The 23,190-nt window shown below is 70.7% G+C and carries 17 protein-coding genes; 11 read left to right on the top strand and 6 right to left on the bottom strand.

Going from position 1 to position 23,190, the window contains the following annotated elements:
• Positions 1–83: 83 nt before the first annotated feature.
• Complete coding sequence (locus Q5696_RS12455) at positions 84–1,859, top strand: pyruvate dehydrogenase (RefSeq protein ID WP_305091664.1); 1,776 nt, start codon at positions 84–86, stop codon at positions 1,857–1,859.
• Positions 1,860–1,921: 62 nt separating this feature from the next.
• The gene (ilvA, locus tag Q5696_RS12450) at positions 1,922–3,274 is read left to right on the top strand and encodes a threonine ammonia-lyase IlvA (RefSeq protein ID WP_305091663.1); all 1,353 of its coding nucleotides are present in this window, start codon (positions 1,922–1,924) and stop codon (positions 3,272–3,274) included.
• On the opposite strand, the gene Q5696_RS12445 is transcribed toward ilvA, so the two are convergent.
• Positions 3,275–3,811 carry a TetR/AcrR family transcriptional regulator gene (locus tag Q5696_RS12445; protein WP_305091662.1) on the bottom strand — a complete coding sequence of 179 codons (537 nt, stop codon included), beginning with the start codon at positions 3,809–3,811 and terminating at the stop codon, positions 3,275–3,277. It abuts the gene before it with no gap.
• A gap of 121 nt (positions 3,812–3,932) precedes the next feature.
• Here Q5696_RS12445 and Q5696_RS12440 point away from each other — a divergent pair, with 121 nt between their 5' ends.
• Positions 3,933–5,447 carry an MFS transporter gene (locus tag Q5696_RS12440; RefSeq protein ID WP_305091661.1) on the top strand — a complete coding sequence of 505 codons (1,515 nt, stop codon included), beginning with the start codon at positions 3,933–3,935 and terminating at the stop codon, positions 5,445–5,447.
• Positions 5,448–5,466: 19 nt separating this feature from the next.
• Here Q5696_RS12440 and Q5696_RS12435 read toward each other — a convergent pair whose 3' ends face one another.
• Complete coding sequence (locus Q5696_RS12435; RefSeq protein ID WP_305091660.1) at positions 5,467–6,708, bottom strand: DUF3459 domain-containing protein; 1,242 nt, start codon at positions 6,706–6,708, stop codon at positions 5,467–5,469.
• A 95-nt stretch (positions 6,709–6,803) separates the two neighbouring features.
• Between Q5696_RS12435 and Q5696_RS12430 the strand changes: the two genes are divergently transcribed.
• On the top strand, positions 6,804–7,649 hold the full coding sequence (locus Q5696_RS12430; protein ID WP_305091658.1) for an SAM-dependent methyltransferase: 846 nt from the start codon (positions 6,804–6,806) through the stop codon (positions 7,647–7,649).
• A gap of 13 nt (positions 7,650–7,662) precedes the next feature.
• Here the strand turns inward: Q5696_RS12430 and treY are convergent, their stop codons facing one another.
• Entirely contained in the window at positions 7,663–10,023 is a 2,361-nt protein-coding gene (gene treY / locus Q5696_RS12425; RefSeq protein ID WP_305091657.1) for a malto-oligosyltrehalose synthase, read from the bottom strand.
• Between the two features lie 71 nt (positions 10,024–10,094).
• Here treY and Q5696_RS12420 point away from each other — a divergent pair, with 71 nt between their 5' ends.
• From Q5696_RS12420 to Q5696_RS12410, 3 genes are read left to right on the top strand one after another with little or no spacing between them, the layout of a single operon-like run.
• Positions 10,095–10,352: a peptidase gene (locus tag Q5696_RS12420; protein WP_305091656.1), complete on the top strand. Its 258-nt coding sequence runs from the start codon at positions 10,095–10,097 to the stop codon at positions 10,350–10,352.
• Between the two features lie 45 nt (positions 10,353–10,397).
• The gene (locus Q5696_RS12415; RefSeq protein WP_305091655.1) at positions 10,398–12,758 is read left to right on the top strand and encodes a glutamate--cysteine ligase; all 2,361 of its coding nucleotides are present in this window, start codon (positions 10,398–10,400) and stop codon (positions 12,756–12,758) included.
• Positions 12,759–12,767: 9 nt separating this feature from the next.
• A complete protein-coding gene (locus Q5696_RS12410) occupies positions 12,768–13,994 on the top strand; it encodes a PucR family transcriptional regulator (protein WP_305091654.1) in 1,227 nt (408 codons plus the stop codon).
• Positions 13,995–14,080: 86 nt separating this feature from the next.
• Here Q5696_RS12410 and Q5696_RS12405 read toward each other — a convergent pair whose 3' ends face one another.
• Positions 14,081–14,653 (bottom strand): TetR/AcrR family transcriptional regulator, encoded by a 573-nt coding sequence (locus Q5696_RS12405; protein WP_305091653.1) that lies wholly within the window; start codon positions 14,651–14,653, stop codon positions 14,081–14,083.
• 115 nt (positions 14,654–14,768) lie between these two features.
• Between Q5696_RS12405 and Q5696_RS12400 the strand changes: the two genes are divergently transcribed.
• A complete protein-coding gene (locus Q5696_RS12400; RefSeq protein ID WP_305091652.1) occupies positions 14,769–15,944 on the top strand; it encodes a GDSL-type esterase/lipase family protein in 1,176 nt (391 codons plus the stop codon).
• A gap of 41 nt (positions 15,945–15,985) precedes the next feature.
• On the opposite strand, the gene Q5696_RS12395 is transcribed toward Q5696_RS12400, so the two are convergent.
• Positions 15,986–16,678 (bottom strand): GNAT family N-acetyltransferase, encoded by a 693-nt coding sequence (locus Q5696_RS12395; protein WP_305091651.1) that lies wholly within the window; start codon positions 16,676–16,678, stop codon positions 15,986–15,988.
• A 134-nt stretch (positions 16,679–16,812) separates the two neighbouring features.
• Between Q5696_RS12395 and Q5696_RS12390 the strand changes: the two genes are divergently transcribed.
• Both Q5696_RS12390 and Q5696_RS12385 read left to right on the top strand, forming a co-directional pair.
• Positions 16,813–18,060, top strand: coding sequence for a cytochrome P450 (locus Q5696_RS12390; RefSeq protein ID WP_305091650.1), 1,248 nt, complete (start codon positions 16,813–16,815; stop codon positions 18,058–18,060).
• A 121-nt stretch (positions 18,061–18,181) separates the two neighbouring features.
• Positions 18,182–19,714 (top strand): alpha/beta hydrolase, encoded by a 1,533-nt coding sequence (locus Q5696_RS12385; protein WP_370654923.1) that lies wholly within the window; start codon positions 18,182–18,184, stop codon positions 19,712–19,714.
• Between the two features lie 9 nt (positions 19,715–19,723).
• Here Q5696_RS12385 and Q5696_RS12380 read toward each other — a convergent pair whose 3' ends face one another.
• Positions 19,724–21,787: an acyltransferase family protein gene (locus Q5696_RS12380; protein ID WP_370654779.1), complete on the bottom strand. Its 2,064-nt coding sequence runs from the start codon at positions 21,785–21,787 to the stop codon at positions 19,724–19,726.
• 61 nt (positions 21,788–21,848) lie between these two features.
• Between Q5696_RS12380 and Q5696_RS12375 the strand changes: the two genes are divergently transcribed.
• On the top strand, positions 21,849–23,165 hold the full coding sequence (locus tag Q5696_RS12375; RefSeq protein WP_370654778.1) for an adenosylmethionine--8-amino-7-oxononanoate transaminase: 1,317 nt from the start codon (positions 21,849–21,851) through the stop codon (positions 23,163–23,165).
• Positions 23,166–23,190: the final 25 nt, after the last annotated feature.

Below are 23,190 nucleotides of genomic sequence, written 5' to 3'. Positions count from 1 at the left end.
TCGAGTCGAGCACACATCGGGTCGTCGCGGGTAGCATTCGGCACGACCGGTTCGTGAACCACTCCAGTGCGTGGAGGTTCGGTATGGCATCGAGAACTGTTGCGGATCAACTTGTTTCCCAGCTCGTCGACGCCGGGGTGCGGCGGATCTACGGGATCGTCGGGGACAGTCTCAATCCGGTGGTGGACGCGGTCCGGCGGACCGGGGGAGCCGAGCGGGGCGGGATCGATTGGGTGCACGTCCGGCACGAGGAGGCGGCGGCGTTCGCGGCTGCAGCGGACGCGCAGGTCACGGGGGAGCTCGCGGTGTGTGCGGGGTCGTGCGGGCCGGGGAATCTGCATCTGATCAACGGGCTGTTCGACGCGAACCGTTCCGGCGCGCCGGTGCTGGCGATCGCGTCGCACATTCCCAGCACGCAGATCGGCACCGGATACTTCCAGGAGACGCATCCGGACCGGTTGTTCGTCGAATGTGCGCAGTACACCGAGATGATCAGCAGTGCAGCACAGTCGCCGCGTGTCGTGCAGAGCGCCGTCCAGCATGCGATCGCAGGAAGGGGCGTCGCGGTCGTCACACTGCCCGGTGACGTGGCCGCCGAGCCTGCGCACGGCACCCCGCCGCCGGTGGTGCGGACCGGGACACCGGCGCTCGTGCCGGACGTCACGGACGTGCAGGCGCTCGCGGACGCGATCGATGCGGCGGCGGCGGTCGCGATCTTCGCCGGAGCCGGGGTGCGGGGCGCGCGCGACGAGCTGCTGGAACTGGCGGAGCTGGTCGGTGCGCCGATCGGGCACAGTCTGCGCGGCAAGGAATGGATCCAGTACGACAACCCGTTCGACGTCGGAATGACCGGGCTGCTCGGGTACGGGGCCGCGCACGACGGCATGCACGGCGCGGACCTGCTGATCCTGGTCGGCACCGATTTCCCGTACGACCAGTTTCTGCCCGACGACGTGCGCACCGCGCAGATCGACGTCGACGCCCGCACCCTCGGCCGTCGCACCGGCGTCGACCTCGCCGTGCACGGCGACAGCCGTTCGGTGCTGCGGGCCCTGATCCCGCTGGTGCAGCGCAAGGCCGATCGCAGTTTTCTCGACAAGAGCCGCGACCGGCACCGCATGCTCATGGACAAGATCGTCGGCGCCTACACCGACCCGGTGGAACAGCGCATCCCGATCCACCCGGAGTATGCGGCGTCGGTCCTCGACGACGTCGCCGCCGACGACGCGGTCTTCACCGCCGACACCGGCATGTGCAACGTGTGGACGGCGCGTTATCTCACCCCGAACGGTCGGCGCCGCTTCCTGTCGTCGGCGTTGCACGGGTCGATGGCGAACGCGCTGCCGCACGCGATCGGCGCGCAGGTGGCGCAGCCGGGCCGGCAGGTGGTCGCGATGTGCGGCGACGGCGGCCTGTCGATGCTGCTCGGTGAACTGATCACCGTCGCCGCGTATCGGCTGCCGGTGAAACTTGTGGTGTTCGACAATTCGACGCTCGGGATGGTGAAACTCGAGATGCTCGTCGACGGTCTGCCCGATTTCGGGGTGGACGTGCCGTCGGTCGACTTCGCGGCCGTCGCGGCGGCGCTGGGTATCTTCTCCCGGCGCATCGAGAATCCGGCCGATATCGAGGCCGGACTGCGGGAGGCGTTCGCGCACGACGGGCCCGCCCTCGTCGACATCGTCACCGACCCGAACGCGTTGTCGCTGCCCCCGGAGATCACCGGCGGGCAGGTCCGCGGATTCGCGCTCGCGATGTCGAAGGTGGTGATGAACGGCGGTGTCGGGGAGGCGGTGCGGATGGCGAAGTCGAATCTGCGCAACGTGCCGAGACCGTCGCAGTTCTCGCCGCGCGGGTGACGCGTCCGGTCGTCGATCGGCCCGGTTGTGCGGCGCCTCACGTGAAGTGGGAAAATGCGGGAGTGTCTCATTCGCCGAAGCTTGCAGATCCGAAGGTAACCTCGTCCGCGCTCACCGCGGACGACATCGATGCGGCCGCGAAGCGAATTGCGCACATTATCGACGCGACGCCGCTGCAGTTCAGTGAGCGGCTGTCGGCGCTGACCGGGGCCCGCGTCTACCTCAAGCGCGAGGACCTGCAGATGGTCCGCTCGTACAAGATCCGGGGCGCCTACAACCTCATCGTCCAGCTCGACGCCGACGAACGCGCCGCCGGTGTGGTCACGGCCAGTGCCGGTAACCATGCGCAGGGGGTCGCGTTCGCGTGCCGGTCGATGGGGATCCGGGGCCGTATCTACGTTCCGGCCAACACCCCGAAGCAGAAGCGCGACCGGATCATGGTGCACGGCGGCGGGTTCGTCGAACTGATCCCGACGGGGGAGACGTACGACGCCGCCGCGGCCGCCGCGGCCGCCGACGTCGAGCGCACCGGCGCGACGATGGTGCCGCCGTTCGACGATCCGCGCACCGCCGCCGGGCAGGGCACGATCGCCGCGGAGATCCTGGCGCAGCTGGGGGAGGCGCCGGCGACCGTCGTCGTCCCCGTGGGCGGCGGCGGCTGCATCGCCGGCATCGCGACGTACCTCGACGAGCGGGCACCGGAGACCGCGATCGTCGGCGTCGAACCGGTGGGGGCGGCGTCGATGACGGCGGCCCTCGTCGCGGGCGGGCCGGTCACGCTCCCGGATGTGGATCCGTTCGTCGACGGCGCCGCCGTCAAGCGGGTCGGGGAGCTGCCGTATGCGGTGATGGCGCGGTTCGGGGCGCACGTGGTGTCGCATTCGCAGTTGCCGCTGATCGAGGGGACGGCGGCCGGTCGGGCCGGGGACCGGTTCGTGATGACGCAGGTCGACGAGGGTGCGATCTGCACGGCGATGCTCGAGCTGTACCAGAACGAGGGCATCATCGCCGAGCCGGCGGGCGCGTTGTCGGTGACGGCGCTCGCGTCCCTCGACGTCGAGCCGGGGTCGACGGTGGTGTGCCTGATCTCCGGCGGCAACAACGACGTCTCCCGGTACGGGGAGATCCTCGAGCGCTCGCTCGTGCACCTCGGCCTCAAGCACTACTTCCTGGTGGACTTCCCGCAGGAGCCGGGTGCGCTGCGCGGTTTCCTCGACCAGGTTCTCGGACCGGACGACGACATCACGCTGTTCGAGTACGTCAAGCGCAACAACCGGGAGACGGGTGCCGCGCTGGTCGGTATCGAGCTCGGTTCGGCGGACGGCCTGTCGGCGCTGCTCGAGCGGATGCGGTGCTCCCGCATCGAGGTCGAGCAGCTCGAACCGGGCACGCCCGCCTACCGTTACCTGACCTGATCAGTTCGCCGGGTCGGTGCCGAGCAGTCGGTGCACGACCCGGCGATGCAGGTCCGGGTCGGGGTCGGGAAGACCGAGCAGTGCGGCGAGGTAGAGGCCGTCGCCGGCGAGCCGGACGATCTCGGCCTGGACGGGGTCGTCGAACTCGGCGAGCAGTCCGGCGTCCCACGAGCGCATCACGTCGGCGATCGCCTGCTGGACCTCGTCGTGCTGCCCGTCGGCGCTGCGCATCGACGCCAGCATCGAACGGTAGATGGAGATTTCCGGCGCCCCCTCGCCGATCGGGCTCTGTAGGTACGTCTCGGAGACGGTCCGACCCTGCGCGACGGCGTCGGCCAGATACTGGTCGGAGCGTTCCCCGAGTCGGCGCACCATCGACGCGAGCAGTGACTCCTTGCTGGGGAAGTGGTAGAGCAGGCCGCCCTTCGAAACTCCAGCGACCCCGGCCACCGCCTCGAGGGTCACCTGGGTGACGCCGACGTCGAGCAGTAGGGTCTCGAGCGCGTCGAGGATCCGGTCGCGTGTGTCAGATGCCATAGCCGCGACTGTACCGGCTGGACGGTTGCCTGCTACTCTGGTGTCGACACTGTACCGGCTGGACGGTTAACTCCCTGGTCGGTTCCTGTTCATCGAACGAGAAAATTCTGGGAGTAGAAGCATGTCCGTGGACGCGCTGCAGGATCCGCGCGAGGTGATCGCGACCCGCAAGGACTGGTTCGGACTGGTCGTCCTCGCATTCGCAGTGCTGCTGATCTCGGTGGACGCGACGGTGCTCGACCTCGCATTGCCGTTCATCAGCGAGGACCTGGCGCCCAGCAGCACCCAGTTGCTGTGGATCATCGACATCTACTCGTTCGTCCTGGCCGGTCTACTGGTCACGATGGGCACGCTCGGGGACCGGATCGGCCGCCGCCGGCTCCTGCTGATCGGCGCGCTCGGCTTCGGTCTGGCGTCGCTGATCGCGGCCTGGTCGTCCAGCCCGGAAATGTTGATCGTCGCGCGCGTCCTGCAGGGTGTCGCGGGTGCGACGCTGATGCCGGCCACGCTGGGCCTGATCCGCACGATGTTCGTGAACCCGCGCCAGCGCACCACCGCGATCGGCGTGTGGGGGGCGATGGCCGGTGGCGGCGCCGCAGCCGGACCGCTCGTCGGCGGCTGGCTGCTCGAACACTACTGGTGGGGGTCGGTGTTCCTCGTCAACCTCCCGGTGATGATCGGTCTCCTCCTGCTCGGCCCGCTGGTGATCCCGGAGTCGAAGGACCCGAACCCGGGCCGCTTCGACCTGATCAGTGCCGGACTGTCGATGCTCGCCCTGGTGCCGATGGTGTACGCGGTCAAGGAGACCGCGGTGTACGGGCCGAGCTGGACGTTCACCCTGGTCGGCGTCGTCGGTGTCGGCGCGGGCTGGATCTTCGTCCGACGCCAGCGGTCGCTCGCCGACCCGATGCTCGACCTGTCGCTGTTCGCCCGACCGGCGTTCTCGACGGCTGTCGTGACGAACCTGCTGTCGGTGTTCGCGCTCGCCGGGGTGCTGTTCTTCGGCTCGCAGTACCTGCAGCTGGTACTCGGCTACAGCGCCCTCGAGGCGGGCCTGCTGATGCTGCCCGGAACCCTCGTCAGTGCGTTCGCGTCGCTGGCCGCGGCGTGGCTGGTGCGCCGGTGGGCGCCGAGCCGCGTCCTGAGCGTCGGCCTGGTCGTGTCCGCGATCGGTGCCGCCGGCCTGATCGCGCTGCGCGCCGACAGCGGTCCGCAGGCGTTCGTGCTCGGTTTCCTGCTGGCCGGTGCCGGTATCGGTATCGCGCTCACCCTCACCAACGACCTCGTCGTCGGGGCCGTCGAACCGGAGCGGGCCGGTGCCGCGTCGGCTGTCTCGGAGACCGCGTACGAGCTCGGTATCGCGCTCGGTGTGGCCGTTCTGGGCAGCGTCGTGCTCGCGATCTTCCGGCGAGGCCTCGACGTCACCGCGCTCACCGGGGAGCAGGCGCACGCCGCGCAGGGCACCCTCGGCGGCGCGGTCGAGGTCGCGAAGTCGCTGCCCGCCGAGCAGGCGGCGCGGCTCGTCGAGACCGCACAGCAGTCGTTCGTCGACGGCATGCACATCGCGGCCGGTGCGACGGCGATCGTCCTGCTGGCGTCGGCGCTTCTCGTGGCGAAGCTGCTGCGCGAACACTGAGTTCGCTCGCCGCGGGCTGTTACTGTGCGCGCCTCTCGGGCGATGCCGCAGCAACAGCCCGCGGCGGTGTGTCGAGTACGACGAACGAGTGCCCCGGCACGGTCACCGTGGACGCCGTCTCGTCGATGTGCGGCTCGTCCCACCACAGGATCGGCTCGCCGCCGATCGGGACGGTGACGCGGTCGGGGCCGAGGTTGCCGACGATGCGCAGCCGGCCACGGACCAGGGCGATCCAGTGGGCGTCCTCGTCGTACTCGACGCGGAGGTGCTCGAGCCACGGATCGGTGAGATCGGCGCGGTCACGGCGCAGCGCGATCAGTCGGCGGTAGCAGTCGTGCAGTCCGGCTTCGTCACCCGCGAACAACATCGGCGTGAACGGCGAACACAGCACCAGTGCCGCCTCGACGGCCCGCTGCCCGTCGCCGAGCACGGCCTCGGACCCGGTGCGCTGTGGGCAGCCTGTGTAGGCGATCATCGCGTCGGCGGGAATGTGTCGAATGTCCATGGGGCGTCCGTGGTTCCGTCCGTGGAACGTGGAGTAGCCGCCGCCGTGGAACCAGCCGTGCGTGAGGGTGTGCGCGAGCGCCTGGATCGAACCGAAGTCGCCGTAGTAGCCTTGCCGCTCCCCGGACACCGCGGCGTGGACGGCGTGATGGACATCGTCCGCCCACAGCGCGTCGAACCCGTAGCCGCCGGCCGCGCGGGCCGTGATCACCTTCGGGTCGCCGAGGGCGCTGTCCGCGACGAGGGTCAGGGGCCGGCGCAGGTGCGCGGCCAGACGATGCGTGTCGATCGACAGCTCCTCGAGCAGATGGATCGCACCGTGGTCGGCCAGAGTGTGCGCGGACGCCACCCGGACGGCGTCCACCCCGCCGTCGCGGAACCAGCGCAGCACGTCGTCGATCACCCGGCGTCGGACCTCGTGGCTGCCGGGCCCGTCCAGGTTCAGTGCAGTGTCCGGTTCGTGGGCGACGGTGACCGACACCGCCAGACCCCGCTGGTGGCACGCGTCGACGAAGCGTCGCATCCCGTCCGGCCCGCCGTAGCGTTCGGCCACCGCGAACCCGGCGTCGACGTCGGTGACCGGTGCCAGTTCCACGAACCCGATCCCGAGGTCGGTCAGGTCGTCGAGATGCTCGGTGGCGGCGTCGAATGTCCCTGCTGCGGTGAATGTTCCGATGTCGAGGGCGTAGAGGACGTGCCCGGGGAGCTGCCGACCGGTCCATGCGGTGTCCGGGCCGGCGTCGTCGAAGGTGCGCACCCGCCCAGCATGCCCCGAACACGTGCTGGCCGCACCCGGTTCCCGGGAGGACAATCGACGAGGGACCGACCGTGCGGGGGCGAGGAGGTAGGGCCGTGAACCGACCCGAGGGCGTGGGCGCGACGGCGGTGTTCGTCGCCGCGGGACGCGCATTCGAATCCGAACGGGACGATCACCTGTTCGACGATCCGTGGGCGGGCGAGTTCGTCCGCAGCGCCGGCTGGGCGCCGACCGCCGAGACGATGGACGCCGCGAGCCGCGACATGCTGTCCACATGGATGGCGGCACGGACGAAGTTCCTCGACGACTACGTGCTGGCTGCAGTCGCCGGGGGATGCAGGCAGGTGGTGCTGCTCGGAGCCGGACTCGATTCGCGCGCCTTCCGGCTGGCGTGGCCGGCGCCGGTCACCGTGTACGAACTCGACACCGGTGACATGGTGGAGTTCAAGTCCGCGGTGCTCGCCGGGGCGACCCCCGATACGGCGGCCCGCGTCGTCGTCCCGGTCGACCTGCGCGACGACTGGCCCGCCGCCCTCACCGGCGCCGGTTTCCATCCGGACGTCCCGACGGCCTGGATCCTCGAGGGCCTGCTGCTGTACCTGCCGGAGGACGCCGTCGACATCCTGATGCGCCGCCTCGGTGAACTGTCCGCACCGGGCAGCGAGATCGGGGCGACCGTCACCAGCGTCGACGTCGATGCGATCCGCAACGATCCCGACGCGTTCCGGCACGGCCCCCTCGGCCGCGAGGAATGGCTGGACCTGCTGCACTGGAACGGCCCCGACGACCCCGAGGCCTGGCTGGACGGCTACGGCTGGGACGCCACCGCCGTCCCCACCGACGACCTGGCCCGCCGCTACGGCCGCACCCTGTCCGCCGAGGCTGCCGGTCGTCCCGTCCGGCCGGGCGACCGGTGGATGGTGTCCGCGGTCAAACGCTGAAGCCTCATCGGCCTCACCCCCGGTCCAGGCGCACCAGGAGTGCCACCGGAAGCCGGTCGAACACGGCAGCGAGGGACACCGATCCGCGGTGCACGTCACCGCTGATGCGGTCGAACCATTTTCCGGCCGGCAGGCTCACAGTGGTGGTGCCCCAGCCGGTCTCGTCCAGGCGGATGCTGTGGCGGGTGGCGAGGGCGAGGACGTCGGACGGCTCGTCGGCGGGGCCGCGGGCGAAGCCGATCAGATGCTCGGCGGCCGGGCCGACGGCGAACACCGGCCGGTAGTGGCCGCCCACGAAACTGTCCGGGCGTTCGCGGCGCAACCGCAGCGCGCTGCGCGTCACGTGCAGTTTCACGGCACCGGACGCGTCGAGCACCGGTACCTCCACTCCCGGAATGTCCATCGACGCCAGCAGTTCCCGTCTGCGCGGATAGTCGACGGGGCGCCGGTTGTCGGGGTCGACGAGGGAGTCCTCCCACAGTTCGGTGCCCTGGTACACGTCGGGAATACCGGGCCCGCACAGGTGCAGCAGCGTCCGCCCCAGCGCATCCGACCAGCCGTGCGGGGCGAGTTGCCGGGCCACCTCGCCGATGCTGCGGCCGACGGGCCCGTCGACGACGCGGTCGATCCATGCGTGCAGTGCGGCCTCGAAGTGGATGTCGACGGCGGTCCACGAGGTACGGATCCCGGCCTCGCGGGCGGCTTTCTCCGCGAACCGGTGCAGCCGGGCCCGGAACGTGGGGGACGTCGCCGGCACCGTATCGGGTCCGTCGACCGGCCAGATGCCGAACATGTTCTGCCACAGCAACAGTCCGAGCGCACCGTCGGGGCTCGGAGCCGCCCGTTCCCAGTCGGCGACGCAGCGCGTCCACAGCTGCGGCACCTGTGACAGGACGCCGATGCGGGCACGGACGTCCTCGCCGCGTTTCGTGTCGTGCGTCGACAGGGTCGTCATCGTCCGCGGCCACCGGCGGGCCCGCTCCGCGGACCGGACGTGGAACTCGGCCGGCGACATGGCGAAGCGGGCGGGATCCGCCCCCAGCTCGTTCAGCGACGCGAGACGGGCGGCCCGGTAGAACAGACAGTCCTCGACGGCTTTCGCGGCGACCGCGCCGCACAGCTGCCGCAGCCGGGGTTCCGTTTCCTCACCGGCCGCGACGGCCCCGGCGAGCACGGTCAGCGCAGGCTCCCGTTCGGGGTGTTCGTCGACGAGTGCCGCGATCACCGCGACCGGAGGCTTCGCACAGTGGTGTGTTGCGATCTCGATCACCGTGTCGCGCAACAGGACCGGATTGCAGAACGCCGGGGATTCGCGGAGCGCAGTGCGCACGAGCCGGTTCACGTCGGGGGCGAGGGCGCCGCGGGCGACGTGGCGTCGCACCTCGACTCCGTTGCGGCGCAACCACTCCCGGTCCCCGTCGGCGCCGGCGCGGGCGGCGAGGGCCGTCAGGACTGCGGCGCCGGACGAGTCCAGGAACACGCCGTCGTACTCGGCGAGTGCGTCGTATCCGGTGGTTCCGTCGACCGGCAGCGACGCGTCCAGGGTGTCCTCGGGCCCGAGGATCTTCTCGATCACGAGCCACCGATCCGGTCCGAGCAGACCCCGCAGCCGACGCAGGTAGCCGGCCGGATCGGCGAGCCCGTCCGGGTGATCCACCCGCACCCCGTCGACCAGGCCGTCACGCACCCAGGTCGCGAGCTGGGCGTGCGTGGCGTCGAACACCCGCGGGTCCTCCTGCCGGACCGCGGCCAGTTCGTTCACCGAGAGGAACCGGCGGTAGCCGACGGGTCCGTCGCGCCACGGAACCAAGCGGTACGCCTGCCGGTCATGGACCTCGACCGCCGGGCCACCCTCGGTGCCGGGTGCGATCGGCCACCGCCGGTCCCCGAGCGCGAGCATCGGGGCGTCACCGTCGCGGTCGATGCGCAGGCCGAGCAGATCGGAGGCCCGGTCGAGGACCGGCAGCGCGATCCGGCCGTCGGCACCGTTGTCGTCGTGCCGGTCGATGTCGAAACAGTGGGCGAACTCCGACGACCGACCGTGGGTGAGGACGTCCCACCACCACGGATTCTCCCGGGGGACAGCCACCCCCATGTGGTTCGGGACGATGTCCACGATCAGCCCCATACCGCGTTCGCTCAGTTCGGCGGCGAGAGCCACCAGCGCGGGCCGTCCGCCCAACGCCGTCGACACCGTCGTCGGATCGGTGACGTCGTAGCCGTGGGTGGATCCGGTGGTCGCGGTGAGGATCGGGGACAGGTACAGGTGGGAGACTCCGAGCCGGTCGAGATGGTCGGCGAGCAGACGCGCGTCGTCGAGCGTGAACGTGCCGGGGCGCAACTGCAGCCGGTACGTCGCGGTGATGGCTCCCACGCCCGGAAACAGTAGTCGTACCGGGCTACCGTGAGGTGGAGCAGAACGTGCGGAACCGAAAGGTGCGAAAGATGTCCCACACACGAACGGCACGCAGGATCGCCACGTTGGTCGGCCCGGTCGCGATCGGCGCGGGCGCCCTGCTGGTGGGTGCGGGTCCGGCGGCCGCGCAGGACGCCCCGCCCGCACCGGGAATCCTGAAGATCGAGATCGACGACGAGGACGGCACCCCCGAACTCGAGGTGGACTACGTGAATCTGCAGGGAGAACGCCGCGAATTCTCCGTCGACCTGCAGACCTGGCAGATCGAGGACGAGCCCGAGGACTGATCCCGGTCCTTCCCGAAGCTGTTCGGGCGGCGATACGCTGGCAGGGTGAGCGGTCCCCGGACGGTGGGTGTCGAGGAGGAGTTCCACCTCGTCGACACCCGGACTCGGCGGTTGACCCCGCGCGCACAGGAACTGCTGGCGCACCTGCCGGAGGAGCGGTTCGTCGCCGAACTGCAGCGGTGTGTGGTCGAGGTCAACAGTGGTGTCTTCGACGGCCTGGCCGATCTCCGAACGGATCTCGTCGCCAACCGCCGGACGCTGGCCGACACCGCCGCAGAACTCGGTGTGGGGGTCGCCGCGGCGGGGGCGATGCCGCTGGCGCTGCCCACCGAACTGGTGGTCACCGGGTCACCGCGTTACCGGCGGATGCTGGCCGACTATCAGGTGCTGGCCCGGGACCAGCTGATCTGCGGCACCCAGGTACACGTCGAGCTGCCGGACCGGGACGAGGCCGTGCAGGTGGCCGGACGAATCGCCCCGTATCTCCCGATTTTCCTGGCGCTCAGTGCGAGTTCGCCGTTCTGGGCGGACGGTAGCGACACCGGGTACGCGAGCGGACGGGCACTGGTGTGGCCGCGCTGGCCCAGCACCGGACAGGCCGCCCCGGTCGCGTCGGCCGCCGAGTACGACGCACTCGTCGACGACCTGATCTCGAGTGGGGTGATCAGCGATCCGGGGATGGTGTACTTCGACATCCGTCCGTCCGCGCACCGGCCCACCCTGGAACTCCGGGTGTGCGACAGCTGTCCGCGCGTCGAGATCGTGACATTGATCGCGGCCCTGTTCCGGGCGCTGGTCGACCACGAGTCGGCCGCGGTGCGCCGAGGCGAGCCGCCGCGGACGATCGCCCCGACACTGGTGCGGGCGGCGCTGTGGCGGGCCGCCCGGTCCGGGCTCGAGGGAGTCCTGGTCGACGTGGAGCGTGCGGTCCCGAGGCCCGTCGCCGAGGTGGTCGGGGATTTCGTCGATCGGCTCCGGCCGGGCCTCGAGGACACCGGCGACTGGGACGCTGTCGTGGATCTGTGTGCCCGCGCTCTGCGCGACGGCAGTTCCGCGGAACGGCAGCGCCGGGCCCTGCGCCGCCGCGGACGGCTCACCGACGTCGTCGACCTGCTGATCGCGGAAACCGTCGATCGGGACGTGGAGACGCCGATGGATCGGCCTGCGACCGTCGACGAGGTTCGTGCTCCGTCGGCCACGGCGCATCGGCACCGGCGCGGTGCCGGGGCTCGGTCCGCCCCGGGTGGCGCGGCGCCGGACGAGATCACGGAAGCACAGTTGATCGCGTGGCGGCGCGACCTGCACGCGCATCCGGAACTGTCGTTCGAGGAGCGGAGAACCACGAAGGTCGTGGCCGAACACCTTCGCGCCCTGGGATTGTCACCGGTGGGGCTCCCCGGCGGCACCGGGTTGTGGTGCGACGTCGGACCGGACGCATCGCACTGCACGGCGCTGCGCGCCGACCTGGATGCGCTGCCGGTGCCGGAGGCGACCGGGTTGCCGTACGCGTCGACGGTTCCCGGGGTCTCGCACGCGTGCGGGCACGACGCCCACACCGCGATGCTCATGGGCGCCGCGACCGTGCTGGCGGCGCGCCCGCCGCCGCACCGGGTACGGCTGGTCTTCCAGCCGGCCGAGGAGACGACGCCCGGCGGCTCCGTCGACACCATCACCGCCGGCGCCCTCGACGGCGTTGCGAAGATCTTTGCACTGCACTGCGATCCGCACCTGCAGGTGGGACGGATGGCGACGCGTCCCGGACCGATCACGTCGTCCAACGACGCGGTCACGGTGCGGCTGTGGTCGGCCGGTGGACACACCGCCCGCCCACACCTGACCGGCGACCTCATTCATGCCGCCGCCGTGCTGGTCACCGGGCTGGCGTCGGTGCTGGACCGCCGGCTCGACGCCCGCACGGCCACGATCCTGACGTGGGGCAAGATGACGGCCGGTCAGGTCGGCAACTCGGTGCCCGAGTCGGGGGAACTGGTGGGAACACTGCGCAGCGCCTCCCGGGACACCTGGACGAACCTCGAACCGCTCGTGTCCCGCACGATCGGCCAGCTGCTCGCACCCTACGGAGTGCGGCACGAACTCTCCTACCGGCAGGGCGTCCCGCCCGTGGTGAACGAGCCCGACTGCACGGAGGACCTGCGCGAAGCGATCGGTGCGACCGTCGGCTACGACCGTCTCGAGGAGGCGTCGCAGTCCAGCGGCGGGGAGGACTTCGCGTGGTATCTCGAACAGGTGCCGGGAGCGATGGCCCGGCTGGGTGTGTGGAACGGGATCTCGCCCCGCGAGGACCTGCACCAGCCCGGATTCACGCTCGACGAGCATGCCCTGATGTACGGGACCCGGACCTTCGTGGCCCTCGCCCGTTCCGGGACCGATCAGATACTGGACTAGGTTCGAGGCATGGGGGAGCGACCGGACGCCGACATCTGGTTGCGGACGTACATCACGACGACACTGACGTCCGGCGACCTGCGCCGGTTCCTCACCGGGCTCGAAGAGTCGTTCACCGCCGACGTTCCGGAGCTGGCGGCGGACGCCGAACTGCAGCGGGATCTGCGGGCCGCCCTGCACAGCCAGCTCGCGGTGTTTCTCGACGCGAGCCGGTTGTCGGCGGACGGCCCGGCCACCGCGCCGGTCTCGTCGGCGGCACACGCCCTCGCCCGCACCGTCGCGCAACGAGGCCTGGAGCTACGGGTGCTGTCGCAGCTCTACCATGCCGGGCACCGGGCGATGCTCGGATTCGCGACCGCGTTCCTCGAACAGGAGGACCTCGATCCGCGGTTCATGCTGCAGGTGCTCACCACGATGTGGTCGCAGACCAGTGAACTGCTCAACGCGATGCTCGACGAACTCGCCGTCACCTACACGCGGGAACGGGAACGACTGCTGCAGGGCGCGTTCGCGTCCCGGCTCGAGACGGTCCGCGACCTCCTCGACGGTGGTGGAGACGTCGCGCAGGCATCGAGCCGGCTCGGGTATCCGCTGCGGCTGCCGCACACCGCGCTCGTCGCCTGGATCGACGATCCCCGGACGTTCACCGGATCGCTCGACACGGTCGTGACCAGGCTGGCGGCCGGACGGCGCACCCTGTCGGTGCCGTCGGGGGCACGCGGGGTGTGGGCGTGGATCGCCCACGACGACGGGACGGACCGGACGCTCGATCCTGCTGTCGTGCCGGCGGGGGTGCGGGTCGCGGCCGGTGGCATCGCGCCCGGTATCGACGGGTTCCGGCGCAGCCACCGGGAAGCGGAGGCCGCGCAGCGGATCGTGGAGACCGGCCGGACCGGTGAGGTGCTGACCCACTACTCCGACGTCGAGGTGGTGGCACTGCTGGCCAGCGAGCCGGAGGCGACGCGGACTCTCGTCGAACGGGAGCTCGGCGGTCTGCTCGACGACGATCCGGCGTCCGGCCGGCTGCGCGACACACTGCGAGTGGTGCTGGGCTGCAACGGCAATCACGAGGCTGCCGCCCGCCGTCTCGGTGTCCACAAGAACACCGTCCGTTACCGGCTGCAGCGGATCGAGGAGATTCTCGGCGGCGATCCGGCGGCGCACCGGCTGAAACTCGAACTGGCCCTGGAATGGGTTGCGGTGTTCGGTGTGCCCGACGATCCGACGGGCCGGTAGACGGCAGCCCGCCGGGGAGACCTGCAGCACTCTCGACGAATCGGTCGACAAGGGGGCCTCACGACCAGGTGTCGGTCGACCGGCGGTCACGCCGGCGTGGACCAGTTCGCCAGCGTTTCGTCGAGGGAGTCGAGGATGCGCGCCCACGACACCTCCGGATCGGGGGTGCTGTGGCTGAACGCGCCGCTTGCTTCGAGGCTCGCGTAGCCGTGGAAGATGCTGCCCATCAAGCGGATCGCGTGCACTTCCTCGGATTCGGCGAGGTGATAGCCGCGCAGGATCGCCCGCATCGATCGGGCGTGGCGCGGTCCGGCGCTCGCGGCCGCGGTGGCGGGGTCCAGCGGTGCCCGGGCCGCCGTGTACCGGCCCGGATGCTCCCGGGCGTAATCGCGGTAGACGTTCGCGAACGCGATCAGTGCGTCGCGTCCGGCGCGTCCGGCGACGGCGTCGTCCGCCCGATCGGCCATCTCCTCGAGTGCGAGGAGTGTGATGCGGGTCTCGAGGTCGCGTGAACTCTTCAGGTGGGAGTAGACGCTGGCCACCTTGACGCCGAACCGTCTGGCCACGGCCGAGACGGTCACGTGCTCGAACCCGACCTCGTCTGCCAACTCGGCGCCGGCCTGTACCAGCCGGTGCGGGGTCAATCCCACTCGTGGCATGCCCGGCCCTCCTGTCCTCGTGTTCGAAACCCGATTGCCTAACACCTATAGGCAATTTACCGTTATATGTAGGAATTGCGGGGCACGTCCGCAATCGATCGCGGAGCGGAGCATCATGGACCACCACGCCGACTGGGCGACCACCGCCGTCACCGAGCATCTCGTCCGGGGCGCGCTCGAACTCGAACGCACCGAGCGCGGTGTCCTGCCGCACCGGCTACCGGCCCGGGCACGCGCCCAGTGCGCAGACGGGCAACTCGCCATGGCGGAGAGCCAGCCGTCGGGTGTGAGACTGGTGTTCCGCACCCGGGCCACCACCGTGGAACTGGACGCGCTGCCCACCACATGGGGTTACGTGGGCGTTCCGCCGCGCCCGCGAGGTGTCTACGACCTGCTCGTCGACGGACGGCTCACCGGCCGGGTGACAGCGACCGGCGGCACCGTCGTGACCACCGACCTGACCAGCGGCGACACCCACGTGCAGCCCGGGGACGTGGAAACGACCCGGTTCACCGGCCTCCCCGGACACCTCGCCACGGTCGAGATCTGGCTGCCGCACATCGAGCGAACCGAACTGGTCCGTCTCCGCGCGAATGCGCCGATCGAGCCGGCACCGGACGACGGCCGTCGGACATGGGTCCACCACGGCAGCTCGATCAGCCACGGCTCCGGTGCGGCCGGACCGTCGGCCACCTGGCCGGCCCTGGCGGCGGCCCTCGGCGACGTCGAACCGGTCAACCTCGGCCTGAGCGGTAGTGCCCTGCTCGACCCGTTCACCGCGCGCACGCTCCGAGACATTCGTGCCGATCTGATCAGCGTCAAGATCGGCATCAACGTCGTCAACGCCGACCTCATGCGCAGGCGCGCGTTCGGGCCCGCGGTGCACGGGTTCCTCGACACCGTCCGTGAGGGCCACCCCAGCACGCCGTTGGTGGTCGTCTCACCGATCCACTGCCCGATCCACGAGAACACGCCCGGCCCGGGAGCGTTCGACACCGAGGCGCTCCGCGAGGGACGCGTTCGTTTCGTCGCCACCGGTGATCCGGCCGAACGGGCGGCAGGAAAGCTGACGCTCGCCGACGTCCGGGACGAACTGGCGCGCATCGTCGCCCAGCGGTCTGCGGGCGACCCGCACCTGCACTATCTCGACGGGCTCGACCTCTACGGTGAGGCCGACCACGCCGAGCTGCCGCTGCCCGACGGACTGCACCCGGCTGCCGCCACCCATCACCTCATCGGTGAACGCTTCGCCAAGCACGTGTTCGCGGTCGACGGCCCGTTCGCCGGATAGCCGGCCCTCCCGGGCCCGTTGCCCGCGACGGCCGACGCCGGTCACGGCACGCGGAAGCCGCGGAACGTCACGGGGCGGTCGACGCGGAAGCCGAGCCGGGTGTACAGGTCGATCGCGGTGGTGTTGGTGTCGACGACGTGCAGGAACGGCCGATCGCCGCGCGCGGTGATCCGTCCGGCGAGGGCGCGGACGAGGTGGGCGGCATGGCCCTGCCCGCGCGCGTCCGGCGCGGTGCAGACGGCACTGATCTCGGTCCATCCGGGTGGACGCAGGCGTTCACCGGCCATCGCGACCAGAGTGCCGTGCTCGCGGATCCCGAGGTAGGTGCCGAGTTCGGGGGTGCGGGGCCAGAAGGGGCCGGGACGGGTCGCATCGACGAGCTCGAGCATGTCCGCCCGGTCGTCGGGGCCGAGTTCGACCAGGGCGCGGCCGGGTGCGAGCTCCGGCACGGGCGGCGACGTGGCCGGACCCACCATGCGGAGGCCGTCGACCCGGAACACCGGCTGCCAGTGCGCGGGCGGCAGGCTCGGGCAGTCGAACAGGTCGGCGAACCCGCCGCTGCCGAGCAGACGTGCCAGGTCGTCCCAGTCGTCGGCCGTCGCATCGGCGGGTACCGCGCAGAAGGTCGCCACCTCGGGGGCGTAGACGGCGGCGCGGCCGGCGGTGCGTGCCAGGTGGGCGTGACTACCCGTGAGCGAGGCGTGGACGAGACGGTCATCGAGAAGTGGCGACACGGAACAAGCGTCGCACTCTGTGCGCGGAGCACAAGCGGCGGCTCCCGAGCTGTGCCGATCGGCCAAGCGGCCGCGCCGCGCTCCGTGTGACGATGGCATGCGCAGGTGGCGATTTCCGAGAGAGGGTGTGCGACATGGCAGTTCCCGGTGTTCCCGACGGCTTCGATTTCACCGATCCCGACGTGTACGAGCAGCGGCTTCCTCGGGAGGAGTTCGCGGCCCTGCGGCGGTCGGCGCCGGTGCACTGGGTGGCGCAGCCGCCGACGAAGGGCGGGTTCGCCGACGAGGGCTACTGGGCGGTCACCCGGCACGAGGACGTCAAAGAGGTTTCCCGTAACAGCGACGTCTTCTCGACGTGGGAGAACACGGCGATCGCTCGGTTCGCGGACGACACGCCCCGCGAAACCGTCGAGATGATGCGGTTCCTCCTCATCAACAAGGACGGCCCCGAACATGCCAAGCTCCGCAAGATCGTGGCCCGCGGGTTCACGCCCCGCGCGGTGCAGAGTCTGCGGCCGGCGTTGAAGGAGCGGGCCGAGAAGATCGTCGCGGCGGCTGCGGCGGCCGGGACCGGTGACTTCGTCGAGCAGGTCGCGTCGGAGTTGCCGTTGCAGGCGATCGCGGAGCTGATCGGCGTGCCGCAGGAGGACCGCCACAAGATTTTCCACTGGTCGAATCAGATGATGGGCTACGACGATCCGGAGTTCGCGCAGGAGTCGGTGACCGCATCCACCGAGATCCTCGCGTACTCGTATGCGATGGCCGAGGATCGCCGGAAGTGTCCCGCGAAGGACATTCTCACGACGCTCGTGGAGGCCGACGTCGACGGGGACGGGCTGAGTTCGGAGGACTTCGGTTTCTTCGTGCTGCTGCTCGCCGTGGCCGGGAACGAGACGACCCGCAATGCGATCACGCACGGCATCATGGCGTTCATGGACAACCCCGACCAGTGGGAACTCTACCGGCGGGAGCGTCCGGGCAGTGCGGTCGACGAGATCATCCGCTGGGCCAGCCCGGTCGTCGGATTCCAGCGGACGGCACTGGTGGACACCGAACTCGGCGGGCAGCAGATCCGCAAGGGCGACCGGGTCGTGATGTTCTACGCGTCCGCCAACTTCGACGAGGACGTCTTCGAGGATCCGCTGACGTTCGACATCACCCGCACCGACAACGACCACCTCAGTTTCGGTGGCACGGGCGCCCACTTCTGTATCGGCGCGAACCTGGCCCGGATGGAGATCCAGCTGATGTTCGACGCGATCGCCGACCGTATTCCGGACATCACGCAGCTCGGCGATCCGCGACGGCTGCGATCGGGGTGGATCAACGGCATCAAGGAACTGCGCGTCGACTACGGCGGGGGTTGCCCGGTCGCGCACTGACTGTGGCGGGCAGTGCCGAACGCCCTGCACTACTGTCGTCTTTGTGAGTATTCCGGGGAATGGCAGTGGTGCACGGCGTTCGGTGGGCAAGCGGATCGGGTCGGGGGTGTTGACGGTCGGGATGGCCGTCGGATTCGCTTCCGGCGCAGCCTCTTCGGCGTCGGCAGCCGAGGGACTCGATTGGGCGGCGTGCCCGGCCGAATACGAACTCGACGCGGCGACCGAGGACTGTGCGACGGTCACGGTGCCGCGCGACCACGGCAACGTCGACGCCGGAACGATCGACGTGCTCGTCACGCGGCACCGCGCGGAGGACTCGTCGGCGCGCCGCGGTGTCCTGTTCACCAACCCGGGCGGCCCCGGTGGTGATGCGATCGCATCGAACTCCATGCTGGCGCAGGCGCTTCCGGAGCAGGTGCGGCAGCAGTGGGACGTGATCGGTGTGCAGCCGCGCGGCCTGCCGCACGCGGGTGCCCCCGAGTGCGCGCTCACCCCGGAGATCATGACCGCGATCGGCGCCGGATTCGCCGGTGGCGCAACCCGGCTCGCGTGCGACGGGGCGAACCCCGGTGCCACCGCGCACCTGACCACGGAGAACACCGCCCGCGACTGGGACGCCGTGCGACGGGCGCTCGGCGAGGACCGGATCGACGTCTACGGACTGTCCTACGGCACCACGCTCGCATCGACGTACGCGACGCTGTTCCCGCAGCACACCGGCCGGATGGTCCTCGACTCGGCGGTGGACCGCGGCTGGCTGTGGAACGAGGTTCTGTGGCAGCAGAACGACGGCTACAAGGGCCGCTTCTACGACCTCATGGACTGGATCGCCGCCCACGACGACGTCTACGGTCTGGGCACGACGCCGCTGCAGGTGTACCAGCGCTGGTCGGACCGGATCGTGGAGGAGGCCGGCGGCAATCCGACGCTCGCGCCACCGCCCGCGCAGATCGGGGACGTGCCGCCCGCACTCGCGTCGATCGCCGACGCCTATCGGGCGGGCGTGGACCTCACCGGCCCGGCCCGCGTGCAGTTCGAGGCGTTCGTGCGCCGGCTGCTCGATCCGTCGCACACCCAGTCGGCGTCGAGCCTGTACCTGTTCACCCGTCAGGTGCTGCCGGCCCGCAACAGCTGGCCGACGATCGCACGGGTGATCCGGGACGGGCTCGACGAGCTGCCGCAGTCGCAGCCCGACGAGACCACCCTCGACATGATCGTGTCGGCACAGCTGATGCAGGCGCTGGTCCTGTGCAACGAGAACGCGGTGGCGGCGCGGCCGGACCGGATCCCCGGCTGGCTGTTCTCGAACTTCGTCACCGGCGACCTGTTCGAGTCGATCGGCTACGGCTTCAGCGCGGGCGCGTCGTGCGCGGGCGCACCCCCGGTGACCACCGTCCCGGCACCGTCCGGTGCGGCGCTCGGGACGCCGCCGCTCGTCCTGCAGGGCCTGCGTGACCCGCAGACCCCGTACGCAGGCGGCATGCGCCTGGCCGAGGCGATGGGCGCGCACGTCGTCACCGTCGAGGGCGGCGACCACGGGGCCGCGATCCAGGGCGGCAACACCGTCGTCGACACCGCGATCGTCGACTATCTGACGACGGGCGCCACCGACGTCACGCACGCACCGGAGGCACCGGTCACGGCGCCGCTGTAGCAGCGGCCGTCACCACCATCCGCTCGCGGCCCCCAGTTCGCGTTCCAGATCCGGTGCGAGGGTCCGCACGTACGACGCGGTGAGATGGTTCGAGTCCCGGTAGATCAGCACGTTTCCTTCGACCACGCGACAGCGGTCGGCCCGGCAGACGGCGTCGGACAGGTCGATCGTCTGGACGTTGGCGTAGTCCTCGGCCGCTGTCCGTGCGGGGTCGACGTCGGCCAGGACGAGGCCGCGGTCGATGCCGCACGTGCCGGCGTCCTCGCCGCGGGTCGCGAGACAGTCCGCGGCCCGGTACGGGACACCGTCGTGCTCGAGCCACGGGGTGTCGCGGATCCCGACGAGGGGCAGGTCCCGGTCGGCCAGCGCCTGCCACAGTGCGAGGTAGGTGTCGGGGGTGTAGTCGCCGGGGGCGTCGGGGCGCGGCCGGGTGGAGGTGCTGAACACGAGGTCGGGGCGGGTGTCGTCCAACGCGTCGACGACCTCGGCCGTCCACTGCTCGCATTCTCCGACGTCGGCGTCCGGGGCGGGTGGCAGCACGGCCGGGCATCCCACCTTGAGGAACGTCTCCACCCGGAACCCCTGCCGTCGGCCGACGACGTCGAGGGCGGGTAGCCAGTGTTCGGCGTGGGAGCTGCCGACGAGGGCGATGCTGCGGGCGGACTCGGGGTCGCCGTACGTGCAGGTGAGCGGGTCGGTGTCCCCGGGCTGCGACATGCAGTCGTCGAGGGTGGGGGCGGGCAGGTCGGAGTGGGCGACGTACCGGGAGGGCTGCTCCCCGGCGTGGGGGACGTCGATGTCCGAGTGCAGCGCGGCGGCGCCGGGGTGGGTGCGCGGATCGAGGTCGGCCGGATGTTCGAGTCGTGCGGACTGGTGGTCGATGTACCGGGTCCAGGCGACGGTGCCGGAGGTGAGTGTCACGGCGAGCACGGACACGATCGTGATCAGGGCGGTTCGGGTGCGTCCCGTCCCGGACGGGCGCCGGATCGGTGTCTCGATCAGCCGGGTGGTCGCCTCCGCGAGCACGAGGGACACCGCGATCACGGCGAGCCCCGCGAGCGGCCCGGCATGGGGTTCGTCCTGGACGACGAGGTAGCCGATCAGCAGCGGCCAGTGCCACAGATACAGCGCGTAGGCGATCGATCCGAGCCGGATCAGCGGTCGGGTCGCGAGCAGTCGGGAGACCGGGTTCGGGGTCTGTGGGTTTCCGGCGCCGGCCACGACGACGGCGATCGCGGCCCCCACCGGGACGAGCGCCCACGGGCCGGGGAACTGGTCCCGGCCGTCGAGGAGCGCCCCGCACGCGAACACGATCAGCAGGCCGGTCGCGGCCAGCACGGTCCGTAGTGGTCCTGGTACCCGCAACCACGGGGCGGCACATGCGAGGAGCCCGCCTGCCAGCAGTTCCCACGCCCGGGCGCCGCTGTCGTAGTACAGCCAGGTCTGTGGCGTGTCGCTGGTGGCCGCGTACGCGAGGGATGCGGCGGCGAGCACCGCGAGCAGGAGCGTGAGGGGGCCGCGTACCGATCGTCCACGGGACCGCAGCAGCCACGCCGCCCCGAACACGACGACGAGGGCCGCGACGTAGAACTGGCCCTGGACCGCGATCGACCACAGGTGCTGCAGCGGGCTGACCGACGGGTCCGCCGCCAGATAGTCGCTCGCCGTGTCCGCGAGATGCCAGTTCTGGAGGAACGTGATCGACGCCGTCGACTGTTTCGCCGCCTCGTACCAGGCGGTCGCGGGATGCCGGACGAGCGTGAACACGGCGACCGCGACGAGCACCGGGACGAGTGGGGGCAGCAACCGGCGGGCGACGCGGCGCACGACGGGAACCGGGTCGAGCGGGTGCGGTGATTCGGCGGCCCGGAGGAGGGATCCGACGAAGAAGAACCCGGACAGCGTGAGGAAGATGTCGACGCCGCCGGACACCCGCCCGAACCACACGTGGTACACGACCACGAGGCCGATCGCGAGACCGCGCAACCCGTCCAGGTCGTGCCGGTAGACGGTGGGGGCGTGCGTCGTCGTGGGCAGCCGGCCGGGGGAGAGGGCGGTGGTGTTGCTGGACACACGTTCCTCTCGGGCGGGCTGGGGCGGACGGCGATCCCACGCTACCTGTCGACTCTGTCGGATGACCGAACGCCTACAGTCGGGCCGCGTGAACCTCCAGCAGCTGCCCTCCGACCGCATCCTCGAACTCGACGCCGACCATCTGTGGCACCCGTACGGTGCTTTTCCGGCGTCGACGACGCCACTGGTCGTCGAGTCCGCGCGTGGCACCCGGCTCACGCTCGCCGACGGGACGGAGCTGGTCGACGGCATGAGTTCGTGGTGGTCGGCGGTGCACGGCTACCGGCATCCGGTGCTCGACGCCGCGGTCACCGACCAGCTGGGCCGGATGAGTCACGTGATGTTCGGCGGGCTCACCCACGCGCCCGCCGCCCGGCTCGCGCAGCTGCTGGTCGACGTCACCCCGGCCGGCCTCGACAAGGTGTTCCTCGCCGACTCCGGATCCGTCTCGGTCGAGGTGGCCGTGAAGATGTGCCTGCAGTTCTGGCGGGCGCAGGGCCGGCCGGGCAAGCACCGGTTGCTGACGTGGCGCGGCGGCTACCACGGCGACACGTTCGCGCCGATGAGCGTGTGTGATCCGGACGGCGGCATGCACACGATGTGGACCGACGTCCTGGCCCGGCAGGTGTTCGCGCCCGCCCCGCCCCGCGACTTCGATCCCGGGTACGTCGTCGAGTTCGAGCGTCTCCTGCTCGCGCACCGTGACGAGCTGGCGGCGGTGATCGTCGAACCGGTCGTCCAGGGCGCCGGGGGCATGCGCTTCCACGATCCGCGGTACCTGCGCGAGCTGCGTCGCATGTGCGACGAGCACGATCTGCTGCTGGTGTTCGACGAGGTCGCCACCGGCTTCGGGCGCACCGGGGAACTGTTCGCCGCCGACCATGCCGGGGTGTCGCCGGACGTCATGTGCGTCGGGAAGGCGCTCACCGGCGGCTACCTCACCCTGGCCGCCACGCTGTGCACCACGGCGGTCGCCGAGACGATCAGCGCGGGGGAGGGCGGCGGCGTCATGCACGGGCCCACGTTCATGGGCAATCCGATGGCCTGTGCTGTCGCGGTCGCAGCCGTGCAGCTGCTGCTGTCACGGGACTGGCGGTCCGAGGTCGCGATGGTCAACGCGCGCCTGGAACACGGTCTGGCCGCGGCCCGCGACCTGCCCGGCGTCGTCGACGTCCGGGTACTCGGCGCCATCGGGGTGATCGAGCTCGCCGAGCCCGTCGACATGCAGACCGCGACCGATGCGGCCGTCGACGCCGGTGTGTGGTTGCGGCCGTTCCGAAATCTGATCTACGCGATGCCGCCGTACGTGTGCACCCCCGACGACGTCGACCGGATCGCCGCCGGCATGGTCGCGGCAGCTCGCAGCCAGGCGGGATAGTCCGCGAAACCGGCACGGAGTGTGA

Origin of the sequence: Prescottella sp. R16, from assembly GCF_030656875.1 — a bacterium.
Classification (GTDB): domain Bacteria; phylum Actinomycetota; class Actinomycetes; order Mycobacteriales; family Mycobacteriaceae; genus Prescottella.
This window is presented reverse-complemented; position numbering and strand designations above follow the sequence as displayed.